Raw genomic sequence first — 21,551 nt, forward strand, 5'->3', positions numbered from 1 at the left:
AAGTTTTTTAAACCTAGCTACAATATTTAAAGAATTCAATAAAAAAGCGTATCAGGCTAATAACCAGTCTGATACGTTTTGCGATTAGAAAGTTAAGCAAAAACTTTGAAAGGGTTTGATTTTGATAAGTCTACTGTTTGTTTTATTAAACTTTATTTTTGATAAACGAATTGGATTATGAAGTAAGTATTTGATTCAAATTAGTTAGCATTAATTAAATTAATACTGTGAATAATTTCTTTTTTAGCCTTTTTGGCATCCCATTTGTATAGTTCAGGTGAAAAAGGCTCAAATGAATATAGTCCGTCATAAGAACTATTTTCGAACATTTTTGCATGAACATCAGCACGCATTATGTCATTTTCATCTAGCATGATTCTGTCAGCATCATCTAAGTTTTCACGTTTCTTATGGTTGATGACCGAACTTAGGTGAACCAAACCAACCATTTGTGGATCAATTTTTGTGTCGAAATCTTTTTGAGTAACATTAGCTAAATAGTAATGGAAGTTGTCGGCTACTAGTTTAAAGTTATCTACACCAGCGTCTTTGATAACATCCTGAGCTTGCCAAGGGGTTCTAAGGGAAGAATCCATAAAACCCAAGGGCTCAAGCAAGCCGCTCATGTCATTTTCCTTTAGCAAGTTTGAGTATGCTTTCATGTTGTTAACTGCGCCTTGATATTTTTCTTCACTAGTTCTTGAATCATTTTCATCCCTAACAGGACAAAATAAAATGTTCTTAACTTTTAAAACGCGACCAATACGAATCATTTCTTCCAAACTAGTGATATTTTCATCTAATTTTGTTACTAAATCCATGTTGCCCTGAGCATTGATATCAACGACCTGAATGCCCTTTTCATCAAGCAGGTCCTTGATCTCCTCTGGCTGGTAATCATCTAAAATTGTGGAGTTATCAACTTTACCTGTAATATCATTACGTAATTCAATATACTTGATCCCCAAATCAGCAACCATGCGAATAAAATCTTTTAAATCTAATCCTGGTGCTGCTTTTCTATTAATACAAAAGTCATCGTAAGAAAGCATAACTGTCTCCTTTTTAGTTTATATGAAGTCCTTCTTTAATAGACTTTAATGTTTTTTCATTTGACCATTCAATACGGTCAGGCCACATAAATACGTTGTTCGTAACAATACCATCAAAGTTAATTTCACGAAGAGTAGCATAGAATGTATCCATATCTACTTCACCTTCACCTGGATTGAGGTGTTGGTGAATTGTAACGGGGGCACCAGGAGGATTAATTGTGTATCGTAATCCATATGATCCAGCAAAATTAAATGTATCTGCGATTAATATGTGGCTCAAAATATCTTTTGAATCCAAAATTTCTTGACGCACATCACCCTTACCAGCATCTGAATAGAAAGCGTGTGCTGAACACAATACTTGTCCTACATTATCTGAATTTAATGAACGAATAAGTTGAGCTGCAGCATAGCTTGATTCGACAAAGTCATTTGGATGAGCCTGAATCTCAAGACGAATTCCTTCTTTTTCAAAAATTGGAAGCAATTCTTCCATCGATTTATACCATTGACCTTCAGAGGTTACAGAATTATATTTATCGCCAGAAAACTCAGTATTAATTATATCGACTCCTAATTCTGATGCTAGCCAAATAGTTCTCTTCATATTGCGAACTGCTGCCTGGCGTTCCTGTTCGTTTGGCGATGACCATTGCTGGACAGGTACCAACGATGAAATTTGTACTCCTGCATCCATACACCATTTGCGAACATCGGCAATCATGGCCGAATTTGCCTTCGGATATTGGTAAAACCAGAAAAAGTCTTGTCTTGGAGCTAATTCCAGGTACTTGTAACCCAACTGAGCTACTTTGTCAATTGTCTCATGAAGAGGTGTGTTATCACGAAACATCGAAGCATCATATGCTAATTTCATTAAAAGACCTCTTTTTTCTTCTTATCTTATTACTTGTTTTCATAAAGAGCTGGTCTCTCTGGTAAAATAACTGGCTCCTTAACAAAGCCGTTATCGCGTGACTTCTCTAAAGCATCAGCTGCGACGCAAGCCATTAAACCATCCCAAGTTGTAGGTGCAGCTGGGTTAAGATGATCGGCCAAAACTCCATTTACCCAATCCTGAATTTCAGAGTCAAAGGCCTGACGGAAGCGAAAGCTGTCATTTTGTGGAATTGAAGTCTGGAATCTTTCTTGTGTCTTGACTGATGTGAATGTTGGACTAGTCAAAGCAATATTACCTTCTTCACAAACGACTTCACAGTTTATGTCATAGCTGTTATGGTTATTAACAAAAACTTCGAGGTCAGCATGTACGCCGCTCTTAGTGTCGAAAGTCATAATTTGTGGGTCTTTCAAACCTTTGTGGGTATACTTGGTCTGTGCGCCTGGAATAAAGCAAGAAACTTTGTCATAGTCACTTCCTACCAACCAGTGCATGATGTCGCATTCGTGAATAGCTGTTTCAACAATTGCATCATTGTCATAATAGTCTGAAACTGTAGTTTCGTTTCTATGAGTCATGTGAAGAACCAATGGTTTGCCATACGTTCCTTCATCGATTGCCTTCTTGATTTGACGGTAGCCATTATCATAGCGACGCATAAAGCCTACTTGCACCATTCGCTTACCGATTTTGGTTTCAGCTTCAACAACACGCTTACAGTCCTCAGCGGAAGTTGAAAGTGGCTTTTCACTAAAGACGTATTTACCTACTTCAAGAGATTTAAGAACAAATGGTACATGAGTATCGTGTGGACGAGTAACAACCATGACTGCATCAATATCAGGTGATTCAATCAATTCATCGCCCGTTTTGAATTGCCTGCAGTTAAACTTTTTTGCCAGTTTTGCTGCACGTTCCTGTTTGATGTCAGCTACACCTGCTAGTGTTGCGCCGTTAATACTATTTGCAACACGTTCGACATGGTCGGTTCCCTTGTAACCACAACCAATAATACCTATTCTAAGTGTCATAATTTGCCTCCTAAGACTTAAGTTATTTTTAGGTAAGCGCTTTCGCTTACTTGATACAAAATTCATTATAGAGCTTTATAAACTTCTCACAATGTAAATAAATATTTATAAAATGTAAAAACTAACTAAATATTTTCGGCTTTTTATCCCCAAAAAGCAGTACTATGAATCCACCTATTAATGAAGCAATCCCTAATACATAAAATGCTGTAATCATTGAATATTTAGCACGCAATTGGCCTGCTAGAATTGGAAATAATGTCATCCCTAACGCATAAATAGATTGAAAAAAACCAGTTGCAGTTGACAATGCGGCTTGTGGTACTTCAGAAATCGCTACAGCATTTAGAATTGCGAACAGCGTCCCTGTACCAATTCCTGGTATGAGCTGTAAAAAGTAGATTAAATAAATATTCTTTGTGATTGGTATCAAAAAGCAGTAAATTGCTAACAGAATATAGCTAACTATCAAGATGCTTTTTTTGGAAAATCGGGAAAGAAGCCTTGAAGAGGTTATTTGGGCAAATATAACTGCTGCCACCATGAAGATAATTGAAGAAAGACCCTCAGAATATTCTGGTGCATGAATTTCTTTAATAACTTGAGTGGTAAAAGACATTGTGGTTGACATCTGGACACCCTGCTGAATAAATGCAAGAAGCCCGCATATCAGTAAAGTCTTGTTTTTTACAACTCGAAAAAAATTAGACCACAGATTTTGACCAGAGTTAGTTGAAAAGGCAACATCTGGTAGCGTTATGGATAATGCAAAAGCTAGTATTCCAGCTATAATGCTAAATAAACATAAACCTGACATCGAAAATTGCCCATAAAAAATACTGGAAATTATAAATCCTAAAAGCATTCCTATATTATTAAACATTACTAGAATTGCCATATTTTCTACTTTACTATTTTTAGTGTTAATTTTTAAAAAAAAGAGCATAAAGGACAGCCAAGTTGAGCTAGCAATTCCTGAAATAATATTACCAATTAAAAATCCTATTCCATTTGGAAAAACTAACCTTATTAAAGAAGCAAATCCGGAAAGAAATGTTCCAAAAATGATAAGTAATTTGTGATTCAAATACCAATCTGCTAGCATGCCTATTGGTATTCTAAGCAACAACTGTGATAAACCGTAGGCTCCTACAACAAGACCAATAAGGTTTGAAGCTACATTGATAGCTGTCAAAAAGGGAGTTTGATAGGGAATATAAACATATTGCGCAAACCAAAATAAAACGATAATAGTGATAAATTTAATTGTTAGTCTTTGTTTTTTCATGAAAATATCCCAATTATATCTTGAATTTTTTTTCGAGATTAGCAATACTTTCAGTCCCAACAAGACGCGAAAAACGTGCTGCATCATTACAAGTTTTCTGCTTTTTTGAAACAGTTGTACACTTAAGCTCTTGTCTAAGCGTCTCCTGCTCTCTTTCTACACTTGCATATAACGTGCTATCATCGAATGTTACTATGGAAACGCCTAATTTAAGCAACTCATTCATGCTGATAGGTTCTTTCAGTGAGCAAGCATTTATTAGCAATGGTGTATCTGGAATTTCTCTGATAATTTTGCTAACTTCCATAATACTTGCAATATTATCAATGAACAGCATATCAGCGCCTGCCTTAACGTAATTGCTGCATTTATTAATTGTCTCATTAATATTACAAATATCACGAGAAGATGTATGAGCCATAATTGTAAAATCATTATTTTTTCTGGCTGCAACTGCAGCGTAAATTCTGTTTACCATTTCGGGTATTGGCACAATCATAGTTTTCGCCATCATGCCGCATGCTTTAGGCCAGACTCCGTCATCAATGTAAATTCCTGCTGCACCAATGGCTTCGTAGCTACGCGTAGTTCTCGCAATATTTTCCCTAAAACCATGACCGGTACCTACATCACATAAAACAGGAATATCAACGCTATCAATTATCTCTTTTGCCTGATTAAATAATGCATAAAAATCAGCAAATCCCATGTTGGGATGACCATAAGCAGAATTAACTGCAAAGCCAGTCAAATTAATGGCCCTTGCACCCGCTTTTTCACATACTTTGGCTGATAGTCCATTGCCGGCAATTGGTAATTTAAGGATTTTATCACCTTCGTGAACTAAATCATTAAAAGCCGAACACATTATTTGTGCTTTGTTTTTCATTGTTATTCCCCCCTAAATTAAAAACTCAATATTTCATTATCCGCTTTTTCAATCTGATCAATTGTCTGCCTGACCGGCAGAATAAATGAAGGTTTTAATTCACGGGCCTCAGTAAAAGATATTGCTCGATCGTCCAGCGCTATTCCTAAGTGATTAAAAAATGCTGTTTGCTTAAGTTTAAGCACGTCACTTTTATTAGAGCGTGAAACAATAATCTGTGTAATTCCTAATTGCAACAATGCCTGAATACGATTTAATAATTCACTATAGCCATACTCATTAATTCCCTCCAGTTTAGGAACAACTTGCAGATTATAATCTTCAGCACCATATATGGCTGCTTTGACAGTATTAATGAAAATTTTTTTAGCAATTGAGCCTGAAATCTTTACCGATGTTGAAGGCCAAATTTGGTCGTTTATTACCAAGTATTTCGCGCCAGCATTGCCCAGCTCCTCTACTGTCATTCGCGCACTTAATTCATTGCCAAAACCAGTCTGACCATCAGCAATTAATACCGCATCTGTTTCAATACTCAAAGTAGTAAAGTATTGTAAATATTCACGCCTAGTAATCAGACCTTCATTATCCCTACCTAAAGTCATTAAGGATAAGAGCCTACCACTGACAAAAACTGGTGTGCTTTTCTTACAGTTTCTTATTAACCTTGCAGAAACAGATACAGGGATTATTCCTTTCAACATAGCAATCTCCTTATTTTTGCTTTTTACCAAAAAACTCGTAGAACTAATCAGCTGAATGTTTGCATTAATCATTCTGAAAAAGTTAACTACGAGTTTTAGCAAATATTTTAGTATGTCATCGAATGTGTTTTACACATCGCATATTTGTTGTCAATAAAATTTTATTTACTATGGAATTCCTTTGCCGAATCTAAAGCGTTTTTAACAGCTTCCCTCATAGCTCGACTCGAAGAAGAAGCTCCTGAAACAACATCAACATCATAAGTGTTTTTCTCTACCATGATTTTTGGCAAGGTCTTAATCGCACGCTTACCATAGTCTTCACTTTCGCTTTCCTGTAAAACTTCAACATTTTTCAGGTTCAAGTCATCATCTACAGTGATTCGGACAACAATATCATTGCCCATACCAGCAGAACTTACGCCAAGAAATTGGTTTTTGTCCAGCTTAACGGTATATTTTTTCTTCAAATCGGTAGATAAGTCAGTGTCTTCTTTTACAGATGCACCTGAGGTGACATCACTGTTGTCGTCAAACACATTATTTCTGTCGGGCTTTACCTTGGCAGCATTTTCACCTGCAACCTTACCAAATATCAGACAGTCAGCAAGGTTTTCACCACCTTGATAAATCCTAACAATGTTGCTTCCTAGTTCACCTGCACCATAAAAATGAGGAATCACATTGTTAAATGGATCCATGATCTCAGCCTTGCCGTTTCTCTTTGGACCACCATGCGTTTGCGCAATTGATTGAACCATAGGCAAAGCATATACAGTATGCGTTGCGTCAAATCTCTCCATGGTATCAGCTGCACGGTGGTAATCTAGATCGTTACCGGATTCAGCGTAAGAATTAAACATATCAATTGTTGAAATTAGCGTTTCTGTTTCAACACCGATTTTGGCTGCCAGTTTCTCAACGCTGTCAGCACTTATCAAGAAATTCTTTAGTGCTCGTTGATATGGTACGTGATCTATTTTAGCCAGTCTTTCGTATTGCTTTTGATCAAAAACAACGTACGGCTTAATTGGAGCCTGCGGCGTCCGCCATTGACCATGATTGTAGAACCAGCCCTCTATACTAAATATATCTTCACGACAATATCTAGTACCATCATCACCAACTAAGAAAATGCTACCTGTGTACATTTCTTTAGCATCAATATCGGCTGGCTGGAAAATACTGCGCTCACCTTCATGCACTGGTAATGTTAAATCACCAACGATGCCAGCTGAGTTATAAGTAGTCATATGCCATAATCTAGCACCAGCTTCAATTGCAAGGTCAATACCATCACCAGTGTTGTAAAGAGTTCCCACTGGAGCTAAATGGTGCTCACCGATAAAATCTTGAATTTTAATTTTACTATTCGAGAAGCCACCAGTTGAAAGAACAACACCATTTCGTGCTCCAATATTTCTCACTTTGCCCTTTCTCTTGATTTGAACACCAACGACAGTTTTATCAGGGGTTTGAATAATATGAACGGCTGGCGATTCAAACCAAACGTCAATATTATCCATCCTGTCAATAACCCTCTCTCTAAGCACAGTCCATAGTGCAGAGTCAAACATTCCATTATGAACAGTCATTAATTCGGAAGCTGAAGAATTAGTGAATTCTGGGTGTGTTGCGGTCGTTTGATTATCAGCAGTATGACTTAACGGGTTATCATTCGGATGTTCACCAAATACAAACGGCTCTACCTCTAAGTATTTAGAGAAGTAATCTTTCATGTTTGACAAGCCCTTGATTACAGTATCTTCCACGTCTTTATCAATGTGGAAGCCTTGCGCAAGCTGCTTATAATATGTTCTGAACTTTTCTGGATCTGGGGTATAACCAACATTTTGGCCCGAGTATCTGGTATTACCACCCTCATGGCCTTCCGGAGCTTTTTCTGCTACCAAAACTTTTGCACCGTCATCTGCAGCAAATCTGGCTGCACTAGCACCAGCACCACCAAAGCCTAACACTACTACATCGTAGACTTTATCCCAATTTATGGACTTATCAATTATCATATTTATTAAAAACCTCTCTTTTTTTAAGGCAAATTAGGCGTAAATTAATTTGAAAAATTTAATTAAACAAGCATGTTATATTAATCTAAAAACTAGTGAATTTATCATTATTATGAATTTTTAAAAGAACTACTCAAATAATTAGATGTTTACAGTTCGGGTAAATTCGCATTCTTGATATTAACTAGTAAACGTTATAAGTGATAAAAATACTTGTTAACTTATGATTGCTTATTTTTACTTTCTATATGGTGCAAACAGTTCATCTTCCATATACTTATGTGCCTTTAATGCCATTTCAAATGGATTATGCTTCTTAGGATCCTGTTCTGCCTCAACCATAATCCAACCTGTATAGTGATGATCAGCTAGTGCCTTAAATATTGGCCTAAAGTCAATATCACCGTCACCTGGTACAGTGAACATGTCATTCATAAATGCATCTTGGAACGACAATCCCCTTGCCTTTGAATCATCTTCTTTAGCTTTACGAACATCCTTGAAGTGTACATGGACAACACGGTCAATAAATGCGTTAAGCATCGGCATTACTTCACCTTCTGAAACAAAAGCATGACCTGTATCAAATACCAGACCAACCTTGTCCGGATCAGTATTGTCCATAAGTCTTTCAGTTTCTTCAAAAGTTTGAATGCCGGTACCCATGTGGTGATGATATGCGATTTTTACGCCATATTTCTTACCAATTTCACCATATTTATTCAGGCCTTCACAGACTTCATCCCATTCCTTATCCGTAAAGTAAGGTTTATCCGTAAAAATATTTTTACTTGTTTGCTGAATTGAATAAGTTTGCTCTGAAACTGTAGTAATGTGAGCTCCTAGAGCCTGTAGTTTCTTGCAGTGCTCTTCAAAGTCAGCCGTTGCTTTTTCAATACCGTCTCTAATAATGAAACTGCTGAACCATTGACCAGCAATTTCAATGTGACGTAATTTTCGTTCGTAATTTATTTCATCTGTGCTTGGGAAAAAGCCACCCATTTCTACACCCTTAAAGCCAGCTAATGCGGCATCGCTTAAGAGTTGAGGAAAAGTGTTTTCAGCACCAATTGATGGAATATCATCATTGCGCCAACCAATAGGACAAATACCTAATTTAATATTTTTATCAATTTTATATTCGGCCATAATATTTCTCCTTACTAAATAAATTATTTAGTTGCTTATTTTTATTTTTCATATCTTTCACGGAAGAATTTTTCAATACTGTCTAATGAAGCACCCTTTGTCTCTGGAATCCTAACTTTGACAAACCATGCGCCGATAAGACAGAATATCGCAAAAATATAGAATGATGATATCCCTAAAATAGAGAGAATAACTGGAAAAACTAATCCAACTATAAAATTAGCCATCCATAAAACAAAAATCGTGATACCAGTTCCTAATCCACGGTAGCGGACTGGGAAGATCTCCGAATTGAGCAACCACGTAACGGGCCCCAGGGTCCCCTGATCAATCACAATATAAATGAGTAAAATAATCAAAACTGCAAATGGAGCCCATGAAGTATGAAGGGCAAAACTGCCAATTAGCGCAATTGCAACTAAAGCAACTGCACAAAAAACATATCCGATTAGCAGCAATGGCTTTCTGCCAAGTCTATCAACCGTATACATTCCAACAATGGCGCCAATTACTGAAAATACTCCATTTGCAATATTCATATATAATGATGTATTGCTACCAAAACCAGCAGAAGTTAAAATTTTGGTACCGTAATACATGACGCTGTTAATTCCAGCAAATTGTTGGAAAACGCCTAATAAAGAACCTGTAATAACAATTTGCAAAATCCAGGGTTTTTTAAAATCTTTAAACGAAGCTTTTTCTGCATTTTCTTGTTTTAATTTTGCCGCGTTTTCTTTTAAGTCGTTAATCTCAGCTTCTGCTTGTGCCTTACTCCTGACCCGACAAAGAGCTTCCAGAGCTTGGCCAAACATTCCTTTGTTTGCATACCATTGAGGACTTTCTGGAACCAGGTACATGCCAAACCACAATAAAACACCTGGAATAGCCGTAATACCCAGCATTATTCTCCACACAGCAGCATCATGAAGACCAATCGTATTGCCCAAAACGGCATTAATGAGAAAAGCTAGTCCTTGACCACCGACAATCAGCAACTGGTTCATGCTTACAAATTTACCGCGTTCTTCAGCTGGTGAAATTTCTGCTAAATAAACGGGTACCATTGCAGAAGTTGCACCAACTGCTAGACCCATAATTACTCTAAAAATAATCAGAATCATTGTATTAGGTGCAAAACCACACCCAAAAGCGGTAATTGTGAATAACACTCCTAACCAAATCATCAGCCTTTTACGACCAATTCGATCGCTTAACGGACTGCCAAAGACGGCACCAAAAGCGGCACCAAAAGTCAGCCCACTTGAAACAACGCCTTGCTCAAAAGCTGACAAGTTTAACTGACTTGGTTTTGCCATGAAATCTAAGGACCCATTTACTACCCCAGTATCAAAACCGAAGCAAAGAGCTCCCATACATGCAATCCATGCAACCAAAACTAAATAACCATGATGGTTATTTTCATAACTATCTTCTTGCATTTTGCAATCTCCAAATTTTTCTAACCTAATGCTATTATTTATAAAAGCATAGGATTAAACTTAACCACACCTATTTTTTTAACGAGCAAAAAAATAAATACCTATGTAACATAGATCTTTAAATCTATTTTTTCGTGATTGCAATCACTAAAAATCATTTTATTTAGAGTCAACCTTTTTGCAAGCGCTTATATTTTTTTGGAAGATTCGTCACAAATTTATCTTTTATTTATGTTCCGTCAGATAAGGATTTTTCCAATATTTTGGCAAAAAATAATAAAGAACAATTTCAAGCATAAAAGTAATTTAAAATAGAAAATATGAGCTTTATTAAGAATAAAAGCGTAAATTTTAACCACAAAAATGTAAATTTTTATCTCAGATGGCCCCTAAAATAACAACTTTACCCAGATTGTCCCTTAATTTAGAAAGTTTTCAAGAAATTAAACTGACTATCACTAATGCTTATATATCAATGAATCGCAAGTGTCATTTTTTTCTTTTGAACCCAGATTTACTTGTAATGATTTTAAAAATATGAATAAATTACTCACGAGCATATTTTTGACTGATTGCATCACTATAACTGATTTATTTTTGAATTAGGAAATGGTGATACGATGAATAATAATCAAGCTACGTCTTCTGGCAAAGAAGATGAGATCGTAAATAAGAAGAAAAAAGAAAAGTTACAATTATACGGTTGGATAATCACTTTGGGTGGTCTGCTTTTTGGAATTGATACAGGAGCAACTAATGGCTCTCTGGCCTTTATGAGCAGACCAGATCAGCTTAACTTAAATGCTTCAGACGAAGGACTAGTTACTAGTGGAATAACTTTAGGTGCAGCTTTTGGCGCAGTTATTGGTGGCAAATTGTCAGATCGATTTGGCAGAAAACATGTTTTAATGTACGCAGCCTGGATTTTTGTTTTGGGTACCTTAGGTTGCACTTTTGCTCCCAATGCCATTGTAATGATCCTATTTAGATTCATTTTAGGATTAGCTGTAGGGGCTGAATCTGTCATTAGCCCTGTTTTCCTTGCTGAACTATCTACCCCAGATATTAGGGGAAATTTTGTTAATCATCATGAATTGATGATTGTCAGCGGACAATTACTGGCTTACATTATCAATGCTCTTTTTGGCGTAATGCTAGGTAACTACAGTGGAGTATGGCGCTATATGCTGGCTTTTGGCTTAATTCCAGAAGTTTTACTTTTAGTCGGAATAAGCAAAGTTCCAGAATCACCAAGATGGCTGATTACCAAACATCAAAATAAAAAAGCCGCGAATATATTAAAGGATATTCGTAGCAATAGGGAAGACGTATCAACTGAAATATCCGAAATAGAAGATTCCTTATCAAAAAGTAATAAACAAAAAAAGGTAACACTAAAAGACTTAAAAGTTCCGTGGATTCGGCGTCTAATTTTAATTGGCATTGGACTAGGCATTATGCAGCAAGGCATTGGCATTAACATTATTATGTTTTATGGAACAACGGTTCTAAGCAATGCGGGTTTTAGCCATTCTGCAGCCTTAGTCGCAAATATCAGCAACGGTATCATTTCAACCATTGCAACCATTGTCAGCATTCATTTAATGGGTAAAATTGACAGACGAAAAATGGTCATTACCGCAATTTGTGGTACTACTACCACTATGCTAATAATCAGTATCTTGTCTTTTTTGCTCAAGGATAATTCTCTTTTTCCATATATTATGTTGATATTAATGGCAATTTTCTTAATCTTTTTTCAGGGTGGAGTTTCGCCAATTGTATGGGTACTGTTATCGGAAATTTTTCCCCAGAGCATTCGTGGAATGGCAATGGGCATAGCGACTTTCTTTCTTTGGTTTGCAAATTTTTTAGTCGGCTATATTTTTCCGATTTTATTAACAAATTTTGGATTAAGCAATACATTTATTATTTTTACCATATTAAATGTTCTTTCTTTGTTTTATGCAATTAAATTCATCCCTGAAACACGTGGAAAGTCTCTTGAAGAGTTACAATCCTGTTTTCAGTCTAGCGAAACAGCTGAGGATAAAGAAATGAAGAAGGAATAAAATGAATAAGTACAAAGATTTTATTCCCGAAAATGAATGTGGCGTAACTGTTGAAAAAGGCATATATTATAACAATCCCAGTGATTTAGCTCACGAAATATACTTTTACCCGATGTTTGGAGCTGAATATCGGGTAACTTATCCTTATCAGGTAAAGAGAGATTTTATGGACTCATTTTTACTTATGTATATCAAAAAAGGAGAATTGAAGTTTTGTTTTCGTAATCAGGAATTTCACGCTAAGAATAAGATTGTTTTACTTGACTGTAAAGAAATAAACAGCTATAAGGCTATTACCGATAGTGAATTTTACTTTCTTCACTTCAATAGTCCATTTATGCAAAAGATTTTCAATCAAATTACTAAGTATACTCTTCCAGTTTTTAATCCTCGCAAAAATATTGAGAATTTATTCATAAGAATTTTCAGACTTATTTCTACCAATTCCGACGGTCAAAATGACCCATTTTTATCAAACTTAACTTACAATTTGATTTGTGACTTATCAGTAACACAGGAAAACAAATTAACAAATTTATCAAGTGACTTTCATTCTATGCCTGATTACATTAAGTCTGCGCTAGAATTTATGAATCGAAACTACAAACAAAAAATTAGAATAAGTGATATTGCTTATAATTGCTCAATTAGTCCTTCCCAACTTTCTCGAGACTTTAAAAAATATACAGGTATGAGTTTGCATCATTATTTATTAAAAGTTCGCGTTAAAGTAGCTAAAAGTTTATTAGTAAAAGATAATGCTATTCCGTTGGAAAAAATAGCTAGTTTATGTGGTTTTACAGACGCATCACATTTATACAAAAAAATTAAGGAAGCTACCGGATTATCACCTGGTAAATTTAGAAAAAAATACTACTAAACTATTTGCAATCTAAGTATTTGCTTAAAATAGCACAATTGTTTTTATATATTATGCATAAATTATTAATATAGTTACATATTATTTTTAATGTATAAATAATTAAAAAATTCACCTAGTCATATGTACTAAGTGAATTTTTAAATATCTAGTGTTTTAAATATACAAATACTTGGTAGAATAGATTCATTTTTTAAATCTCATTAGCCATTATTCATAATATAACAAGTTTTTCCTTTTCAATCAGATAATAATTGCAGCTTTTTACAATTTCCTGCACAAATAGACCAACTGTCCGTTTATTTCGGATAATTAGCCTAATTAATAAAATTTTAATAATACTATTGCCAATATCTGATTTAATTACTTAAAACTGTTTTTAGCTATCTAAAAGGAAAACAAATTATGCAATCTAAAAATCATTTTATAAGAAGTGGTCATTTTGGATACTAATATTCATAGCAATCTTTATAGCTAACACTTTCGGCACCAGCTTATCTAATTACGGCCACGCAACCGAACCTCATTTGGCCAATAACCAAAAATTAATTAACTCGCAGTTTTCCAACATGTATCTAATCGATATCTTAACTTCTTGTTTGCAAGAAGAAGATTGTTTTAAAAACTCAATGACTACAACAAGAATTGCAGTTGATGATCGCTAAGTTGCATACAAAAAAGCCATGGTCAAAATTATGACCATGGCTTATTGTTTTAGCTTATTTTCCGCTTTCTGCTCTTGACTTATAGGCACCTTCGGCTGTGTTAATTACCAGCTCTTCGCCTTCTTTAATGAAGTCGGGAACTTGAACCACTAAACCTGTTTCCATTGTGGCAGGCTTACCGGAACCAGTGACAGTTGCACCCTTAATTCCAGGCTCAGTATGAACGACCTTCATTGTAACGGTTGAAGGCAGCTCAACACCAAGCAGCTTAGTACCATCCGCAAATTCAAGTTGAACTTCAATATTAGGCATTAAGTATAGCTTATCGTCACCAAGTTGCTCGCCTGAGACCTCATATTGCTCATAAGTTTCAGTATCCATGAAGGTGTAAACATCACCTTCATTGTAAAGAAACTGCGCATTTTTCTTTGTAATATCAACTAATTCGACTTTTTCAGTCGGACGCATTGTCTTATGAACCACTGCACCACTTTCAATATTGCGCAAGTCCATTTGCATAACGGTATTACCCTTTCCGGGCTTGTGGTGATTGGCCTTGAGTACCTTAATCATTTTGCCGTCTTGACTGAAAACCATACCTTTTTTTAAGTTAATTGCCTGTACCATTTTTGTCTCCTTTAAAACTCACTTTAATTATTATTCATCAAGAAAGTTGACGCCGGAGGCAAGGCAAATTTTTTTATTAATAGTAAATAAATCGTATTCATAGTGTTTAGTATAACAAAGTTGCGCACATCTAGGTACCAAAAAATTAGCGTTTTTAGTGATTATAACAACTGCCTTATCTCACCTAATTGTTAGCTACTGCAGCTTTAGCGTAAATTGCTTTGGCGGTCATCAGGTCTTGTGCCGCAATGCCAACTGTTTTAAAGAAGATGGTCTCTTCATCATTTTCACGCCCAACTAGTTCACCACTGATTACCTTACCGATTTCACCTTGCAAATGACTTTCGTCAATCAATCCTTGCTGTAATGGAATAATAATATCACCGGCTTCTGCTAGAACCGCTTTTTTCGCATCAAAATAAATTTTATCAGCATGTGCCACCAGCTCTGCTGGGGTTTCCTCCATTTGTGGTTGATACGAACCAACGCCACAAATTGTTGCCCCTTTTTTAACATTGCTAAAATCATAAACGGGTTTATGCGATGGGGTAACTGAAATGATGATATCTGCATCCCGAACGGCCTCATTACCTGTTTTTACGGCTTTAATCTTAGTCTGATATTTGGCTAGCTTAGTTTGCATTTTGCTAGCGAATTCCTGTGCACGCTCAAAGTTAAGGTCACTCACCAAAACTTCAGCCAAATCGCGAACAAGTAGCATTGCCTCTAGTTGTGTCGCCGCTTGTGCGCCCGTACCAATTAGTGCACCCTTAGTACAATTTTTTCTTGCTAAATATTTAAGTGCAACACCTGAAGCCGCCCCAGTGCGTAATTGCGTCAGGTAATTACCATCAATAATGGCATTTACGACACCGGTATTTGCATCAATATTTAACACCTGCGCGTTGATTGAGGGTAGGCCATGCTCAATGTTATTCGGAAACATGTTCAAAATCTTCACGCAAGCAGCATCTTTTTCTTCACAAAAAGCCGGCATACATAAGAAAGTATCGCGCCCATTCTTTTTCACAATCTGTGTTCGCAAGGGAACGTCAACTTTGCCTGCTGAAAAGTATTTGAATGCTTCTGCTACTGCATCGATACACTCTTTAAGTGAATAACACTTTTCAATGTCCTTTTTTGTTAATACTAACATCGTTTTTCTCCCGCACGGCTTTCGCCATCTTTTTAACTAAACAGATTACTAAAATTGCCTTAAATAAATCTCATCAATTCGGTGACCTGTCGTTTTATGCAAAACTAGGCTAGCACGTTGTCTCGTTGGTGCAATATACTCCCGCAGGTTAATCAAGTTAACCATTTGCCAAGTATCCTGAGCCAGTTGTAAAGCATCTTCTCGTGGCCCGTTAGCCATCTCGTAATAAAAGTTAGTAGGATTATTCTTATTAAGTTCCAAGACACGTACAAACCGCTGCATAAACCACTTTTCAATTAAATCTTCGTCCGCATCAATATAAATTGAAAAATCAAAGAAATCACTCGTGACAATTTGCCCATTTGTCGGCAACTGTAAGGTGTTAATTCCTTCAATAATCAAAATATCTGGCCGTTGAACATGACCGTACTTGCCGGGAACAATATCACTTAATTCCTGGGAATAAAGTGGGTACGCGATATTATCTTTACCACTAAGGACATCACGCAAAAAGTTCCTGAGCAAGTTCATGTTGTAGCTTTCAGGAAAGCCTTTGCGATCAAATAAGCCGCGTCTTTTTAGCTCATCATTGGGATAAATAAAACCATCAGTGGTCATTAAGTGGATCTTTAAATTAGCAAATGTTCTACTCAATAAAACCTGCAACAAGCGGGCTGTCGTCGACTTGCCGACCGCAACCGAACCGGAAATTCCAATGATAAAAGGGGCTGCCGTCACTTTTTGTCGTAAAAACTCGCTTTGTTTTTGCTGCAGCCGACACTTTTCCTGGTAAACCAAATAGAGGTAATTGATTAAACTGCCATAAATTTCTTGGACATCAGTAAGATTAATAACATCCCCTAATGACTTAATATTAGCCAACTCTTCTTTAGTAATTTTAACCGCAGCCTCAGATGAAAATGAGGCCCATTCATCACGATTAAAACGCAAATAATTCTTCATCAGTAATAGTTCCTTAATCTTTTTTATTCATTATAAAATAAATTTCTGCCTTACACCAAAAACTTCCAGAGCAGGCATTTTCTAACTAAAAAACTCGCGTACATTAACGCGAGTTTGTAATTTTTATAAATCATAAGCCATCATTACATGCTCGATGCCAGCTTCAGTAAAAACATCTCCCTGAACCTGGTAGCCAAGGTAATCATAAAATGGTTTGGCTTGCATCTGTGCATGGCAATATAACCGCTTCGCCCCAAGCTTTTGCAAATATTCATGAACTTGCGCCATCATCTTAGTTCCAAGATTTTGACCACGCGCAGCTTTTGCAACCGCGACCCGGCCAAGCATCCATTTACCATTATTCACAAATAACCGGCAAACAGCTAAAGCATTGGTCTGATTTTCATTAAGCAGGAAGACTTGAATTGCGGTTAGATCTTGGTCATCAAGCTCTGGGTCAGTTATCTTTTGTTCCGTCACAAAAGTATCAATTCTGAGCCGGGCAACGCAATAGACCTCTCGCCCTTTCATTTCAGCAATCTTTTTAAAAGTAAACTTCTCATTTTCCATTTTGCGTGCCACCTATTTTTCAATAAAAGTCTGCGGGTCAACATCAAGCAGCGGACTTCTTTGACCAACATAGACAACATCTAGTTTGTACATTGCCCGAGAAGTAATCGTATAGACCAATTGGGTTTCATCAGTTCGATGATAATTTTCGCGGGAAGCTCCCCACATGATAACGGCATCAAACTCAAGCCCTTTAGCAAGATATGACGGAATGATCAGTGTTCCCTCGACCAAGCGCTGGTTGGCAGTTGCAATCAGGGTAGCCTTAACGCCAGCTTGTTTTAGCTTGTCAGCAACAAATTTTGCTTGTTCAAGGTCTTTGGTAATAACGGCGGTGGTCAATTGCTCCTGATCATTATCTGCCAAAATCTTTTGGAGTAGTGCAATTGCCTGTTGATCATTCTCCCGGCCCCAGAGCACTGGTTTTGGCCCCTGCCGATTGAAAGACTCAATTTTTTCACCTTGACGTAAAATCTGCTTAGTGAAATCAGTAAGCTGCTTGGTTGAGCGGTAAGACTTTGTCAGCTGAACAACATCAGTTTTTTCAGGATCAAACAAGCCACTGATTTGTTTTAGTAGACTCTTACTTTCGTCTTTAGTAAAAATCGCTTGGTTCAAATCACCGAGCATTGTAAACTTCGCTCTGGGGAAGTTGTATTTAAGGTAGCAAAGCTGAAATGGTGTATAGTCCTGAATTTCATCAATAAAGGCATAGCGCATTTCATAATCGACGTGCCGTCCCGTAATCAGGTCATAAAGGTAAAGGTAGGCTGAAACATCGTTCATATGCATGTAATGCTTTTTAAAGCTTTCCTTGACCTTATTAACGTGATCACGCCAGTCGTTTTCCGTAATTTTCCATTTAGCCAAATCCGTCATTTTTGGCACTGCACGTAAGAAACTCAGGTACTGTGCCCGCATGTTGATAAAGTTGTTGCGTCGAATTTGCTGGAACACCTTATCCAAAGCCTTCACAACAATTTTGCGGCTCAAGAATTTCTCTTCTTTTTCTTCAGATTCAAACTCTTGATCCGGGCGGTCATACAACTGGTTAAGCTGTTCTTGGCTCAAACTTTGAATTGCATCTGACACCCATGCCTTCTTGCTTTCAGAACTTATTTTACGGTTCAACATCTTGATTAAATCTTCACGCGTTGCATCAATCCGGTTATTCAAGTTGTAATTGGAATTAAATGAATAATAGATTTCACCAATTTTTTCTTTAGTAAAAAATGGCCGCTTCTTATCGCGAAAGTAAATGTTTTTAAAAACCATGCCCCGACGATTGAGGTGTTTAGCATAGCGCGTTAAGAGGGCAAAGAAATTAGTTGAATCTTTAAAACGACTAATCGCAGAATCAGCAGCCGCATCTTCGAATTGGTCAAAGAGGTTTTCAACGCTCATTCCTGGTAAACGGCGGGCAACAAACTGCCAATAAGTCATTTGGACCATATTTTGTTCACCCATTTCTGGCAGAACATTTTTGATATAGTCATTAAATAATTGATTCGGACTAAACATAATGACGTTGCTACTAGTCAAGTTGCCCCGATAGCGATAAAGTAGAAAGGCGATTCGCTGCAAGATAGCGGAAGTCTTTCCCGATCCGGCTGCTCCTTGAACAAATAACAAGTCAGCGTCAGTATTTCTAATAATCTTATTTTGCTCACGTTGAATGGTAGTTACGATTGTCTTCATCTGCGTACTGGATTTTTCACCCAGCACTTCTAAAAGCATTTGATCACCAATTGACTCATTAGTGTCAAACATGTTAACAATTTGACCATCATCAATCATGAATTGCCGCTTTTTGGTCATTTCAACCGTAATCTCACCTTCTGGTGAATGGTATGAAACATCTCCCAATTTCCCATCATAGTAAATAGAGGAAATCGGTGCCCGCCAATCATAAATCAAAAAGTGATTATTTTTATCAGCAAATGAACCTAAGCCAATATAAATAGTCTCAGTTTTTTGCCCATTCTCTTTAAAATCTACCCGAGCAAAATAGGGCTTTTTTTCAAGCTTTTGAATCGTACTCAGTTGTCTAGCGGCATGCTGCCATGCATTCTCACGTTCATCGAGCAGTTGCTGCTGTTGATGAATCGATAATGCGGTTTCCATTGAAGTCGAGTAGCCATCATAATCCAATTTCACATCGTCAAAAAAATGCGAATTAATGTCTTTGGCTTCGCCTTCTGCCGACTTAATTGACGAGGATAACTCCGTCTTTTTTGCTCGAACCATCTTTAAGATTTGGTCAAGATGTTTTTGTTCAAATTTCTTATCATCTGTCGCGTTTAGCATAACGTCACCTATACGTTTTTAAAAAATACTAGCTTTTTAACATAACGTTATTTTTAGTTTTTTTAAAAAGCTGTCTATTATTTTACCATGATATCGATTTCGGCGATATCTAAAGAGCTTATTTTTTTAAAAAATTGTTATTAGAATATTATTCGTGAAATTATAGAAAATTACGTATATAATAGGTTAAAGAAACGAAAAATAATTATGTATATATTTCCCCAAAATAAAGTAACGGAGCTTGTAAACAATGAAAAATATTCAACACTTTTTAAATAAACTTGTTTTAGCTTTATTCACTGTTATTGCTGTCAACGGATCCTTCGAACTGCTTAATAATAGTATTTCCCTAAATAATTCATGTCAAATTGTTTATGCCAAGAAGACCAAAAAGGTTAAGCTTGCTAAGAAAACTAAAAAAGTTAAAGCTTCTACCGAATGGAGATGGCAAAAACCCGAAGCCACAGTTTACCTAGATTTAGATGGCAATAAAAATTTACTTTCTGCATCAGACGAAGCAATCAAGGCTTGGAATAATACCGGAGCTTTTACTTTTGTAAAAACTGATAACAAGAAAAATGCTGATATTGTAGTCGAACAAATCTACAATCCTAACAGTGACTATGCTGGTTACACCACTTTTCATTACTATTTAAAAAATGACATATTATTCTCAGCTGACACCAAATTAAACACCTACTACCTTGATAATTTCTCCTCATACAACTATAGTTATCAACGGGTAGTCAATACTGTTGAACATGAATTAGGACATGCGATTGGTCTAAAACATAATACTAATCAATCCGTCATGTATCCTACTGGTTCAATTTACCCAATTCAAAGTCTAGATATTCAAAATGTCAAGAAACTATATAAAAAGTAAAAATAGAAAATATGGGTAATTATTAAATGAAGAGAATATATATTGTTCGTCATGGTCAAACCTACATCAACCGTTACAATAAGATGCAAGGTTGGTGTGATACTCCTTTAACTGAAACAGGAATTAAGGGTGCTGATGAAGCAGGTGAAGCACTAAAAGACACACCTTTTGATATTGCCTTATCTAGTGATTTGAAGCGTGCTAGTGATACTTGCGACATCATTATTAATCACAACGTTAATCGCAATGAAATACAGCACATTGCTACCCCCTTTTTCCGTGAGCATTTTTATGGCTATTTTGAAGGCATGGACACCGATATGGCTTGGCAAATGATTGGTGGGCCTCATGGTTACAAAAATCACTATGATTTATTTAAGAATGAACCCATTGATAAAATTAAAGACTGGATTAAGGAAGCTGATCCATTTCATGATGCTGAAAATGCCCAAGAATATTGGGATAGGGTCGGACAAGGATTTAACTTAATCAGCCAACTTGATGGTGCTGAGAACATCTTGCTTGTAACTCACGGATTTACCATTCGTAGCATTGCCGCTAAATTCAGTGATGTTGACATCAGTGAAGGGCCTCGTAATTCTTCAATCACAATTATGAATATGACTAAACAATCTAAAAAAATTGTTTCGTATAATAAAATGAAACTCTAAGTTGTTTGAAGCTCTGATCATTTTAAGTTTCATTTACTAGTGGCAATCAATATTACTTTACAGCCTCATTTACCATATAATGGAAAATGAGGTTATTTTTTATTAAGCAACAGCTTTTTTATTTTATATTGATACCAAAAACACTTTTATTCTAATTAAATAGATTTCAAAGATGCTTTCTAGCTTATATATTTCAGGTTGCAACCCAAAATATATGTTTTTCATTTTAGCATTTTGAGACTATAATGTATATTATTTGCTTTACAGC

At 36.3% G+C, this 21,551-nt stretch carries 18 protein-coding genes; 4 read left to right on the forward strand and 14 right to left on the reverse strand.

Annotated features, from left to right (window positions below; genetic code table 11):
* Nucleotides 1–200: 200 nt before the first annotated feature.
* The 9 genes from J3U73_RS06460 to J3U73_RS06500 form a co-directional block, all read right to left on the reverse strand.
* Entirely contained in the window at nt 201–1,052 is an 852-nt protein-coding gene (locus J3U73_RS06460; protein ID WP_267392534.1) for a TIM barrel protein, read from the reverse strand.
* A 13-nt stretch (nt 1,053–1,065) separates the two neighbouring features.
* Nucleotides 1,066–1,908 (reverse strand): sugar phosphate isomerase/epimerase family protein, encoded by an 843-nt coding sequence (locus J3U73_RS06465; protein WP_267409913.1) that lies wholly within the window; start codon nt 1,906–1,908, stop codon nt 1,066–1,068.
* A 53-nt stretch (nt 1,909–1,961) separates the two neighbouring features.
* A complete protein-coding gene (locus J3U73_RS06470; protein ID WP_267409916.1) occupies nt 1,962–2,987 on the reverse strand; it encodes a Gfo/Idh/MocA family protein in 1,026 nt (341 codons plus the stop codon).
* 121 nt (nt 2,988–3,108) lie between these two features.
* A complete protein-coding gene (locus J3U73_RS06475) occupies nt 3,109–4,275 on the reverse strand; it encodes an MFS transporter (RefSeq protein WP_267409918.1) in 1,167 nt (388 codons plus the stop codon).
* Nucleotides 4,276–4,288: 13 nt separating this feature from the next.
* Nucleotides 4,289–5,164, reverse strand: coding sequence for an isocitrate lyase/PEP mutase family protein (locus J3U73_RS06480; RefSeq protein ID WP_267409920.1), 876 nt, complete (start codon nt 5,162–5,164; stop codon nt 4,289–4,291).
* Between the two features lie 17 nt (nt 5,165–5,181).
* Nucleotides 5,182–5,868 carry a hypothetical protein gene (locus J3U73_RS06485; RefSeq protein ID WP_267409921.1) on the reverse strand — a complete coding sequence of 229 codons (687 nt, stop codon included), beginning with the start codon at nt 5,866–5,868 and terminating at the stop codon, nt 5,182–5,184.
* Between the two features lie 161 nt (nt 5,869–6,029).
* Complete coding sequence (locus tag J3U73_RS06490) at nt 6,030–7,895, reverse strand: FAD-dependent oxidoreductase (RefSeq protein ID WP_267409922.1); 1,866 nt, start codon at nt 7,893–7,895, stop codon at nt 6,030–6,032.
* Nucleotides 7,896–8,132: 237 nt separating this feature from the next.
* Nucleotides 8,133–9,044 (reverse strand): myo-inosose-2 dehydratase, encoded by a 912-nt coding sequence (iolE, locus tag J3U73_RS06495; RefSeq protein WP_103752821.1) that lies wholly within the window; start codon nt 9,042–9,044, stop codon nt 8,133–8,135.
* A 41-nt stretch (nt 9,045–9,085) separates the two neighbouring features.
* Nucleotides 9,086–10,486, reverse strand: coding sequence for a sugar porter family MFS transporter (locus tag J3U73_RS06500; protein WP_267409923.1), 1,401 nt, complete (start codon nt 10,484–10,486; stop codon nt 9,086–9,088).
* A gap of 620 nt (nt 10,487–11,106) precedes the next feature.
* On the opposite strand from J3U73_RS06500, the gene J3U73_RS06505 reads away from it, so the two are divergent.
* Together J3U73_RS06505 and J3U73_RS06510 are read left to right on the forward strand one after the other, a co-directional pair.
* Nucleotides 11,107–12,558 (forward strand): sugar porter family MFS transporter, encoded by a 1,452-nt coding sequence (locus J3U73_RS06505; RefSeq protein WP_267409924.1) that lies wholly within the window; start codon nt 11,107–11,109, stop codon nt 12,556–12,558.
* Nucleotide 12,559: 1 nt separating this feature from the next.
* A complete protein-coding gene (locus tag J3U73_RS06510; RefSeq protein ID WP_267392541.1) occupies nt 12,560–13,438 on the forward strand; it encodes a helix-turn-helix domain-containing protein in 879 nt (292 codons plus the stop codon).
* Between the two features lie 719 nt (nt 13,439–14,157).
* Here J3U73_RS06510 and efp read toward each other — a convergent pair.
* The 5 genes from efp to helD all read right to left on the reverse strand — a co-directional run bounded on the left by efp (nt 14,158) and on the right by helD (nt 19,726).
* The gene (gene efp, locus J3U73_RS06515) at nt 14,158–14,730 is read right to left on the reverse strand and encodes an elongation factor P (RefSeq protein WP_267409926.1); all 573 of its coding nucleotides are present in this window, start codon (nt 14,728–14,730) and stop codon (nt 14,158–14,160) included.
* A gap of 184 nt (nt 14,731–14,914) precedes the next feature.
* Entirely contained in the window at nt 14,915–15,886 is a 972-nt protein-coding gene (locus J3U73_RS06520) for an ornithine cyclodeaminase family protein (RefSeq protein WP_267409927.1), read from the reverse strand.
* Nucleotides 15,887–15,934: 48 nt separating this feature from the next.
* Nucleotides 15,935–16,849 carry a type I pantothenate kinase gene (gene coaA / locus J3U73_RS06525; protein ID WP_267409928.1) on the reverse strand — a complete coding sequence of 305 codons (915 nt, stop codon included), beginning with the start codon at nt 16,847–16,849 and terminating at the stop codon, nt 15,935–15,937.
* Nucleotides 16,850–16,972: 123 nt separating this feature from the next.
* Nucleotides 16,973–17,419, reverse strand: a complete 447-nt coding sequence (locus J3U73_RS06530) for a GNAT family N-acetyltransferase (protein ID WP_267409930.1) — start codon at nt 17,417–17,419, stop codon at nt 16,973–16,975.
* Nucleotides 17,420–17,431: 12 nt separating this feature from the next.
* Entirely contained in the window at nt 17,432–19,726 is a 2,295-nt protein-coding gene (gene helD / locus J3U73_RS06535; RefSeq protein WP_267392545.1) for an RNA polymerase recycling motor HelD, read from the reverse strand.
* Between the two features lie 250 nt (nt 19,727–19,976).
* Here helD and J3U73_RS06540 point away from each other — a divergent pair, with 250 nt between their 5' ends.
* Complete coding sequence (locus J3U73_RS06540; RefSeq protein WP_220269018.1) at nt 19,977–20,612, forward strand: matrixin family metalloprotease; 636 nt, start codon at nt 19,977–19,979, stop codon at nt 20,610–20,612.
* A 26-nt stretch (nt 20,613–20,638) separates the two neighbouring features.
* Nucleotides 20,639–21,283, forward strand: a complete 645-nt coding sequence (locus J3U73_RS06545) for a histidine phosphatase family protein (protein ID WP_220269017.1) — start codon at nt 20,639–20,641, stop codon at nt 21,281–21,283.
* Nucleotides 21,284–21,551 lie beyond the last annotated feature (268 nt).

This window comes from Lactobacillus sp. B4005, from assembly GCF_026536045.1.
GTDB classification, from domain to species: domain Bacteria; phylum Bacillota; class Bacilli; order Lactobacillales; family Lactobacillaceae; genus Lactobacillus; species Lactobacillus panisapium.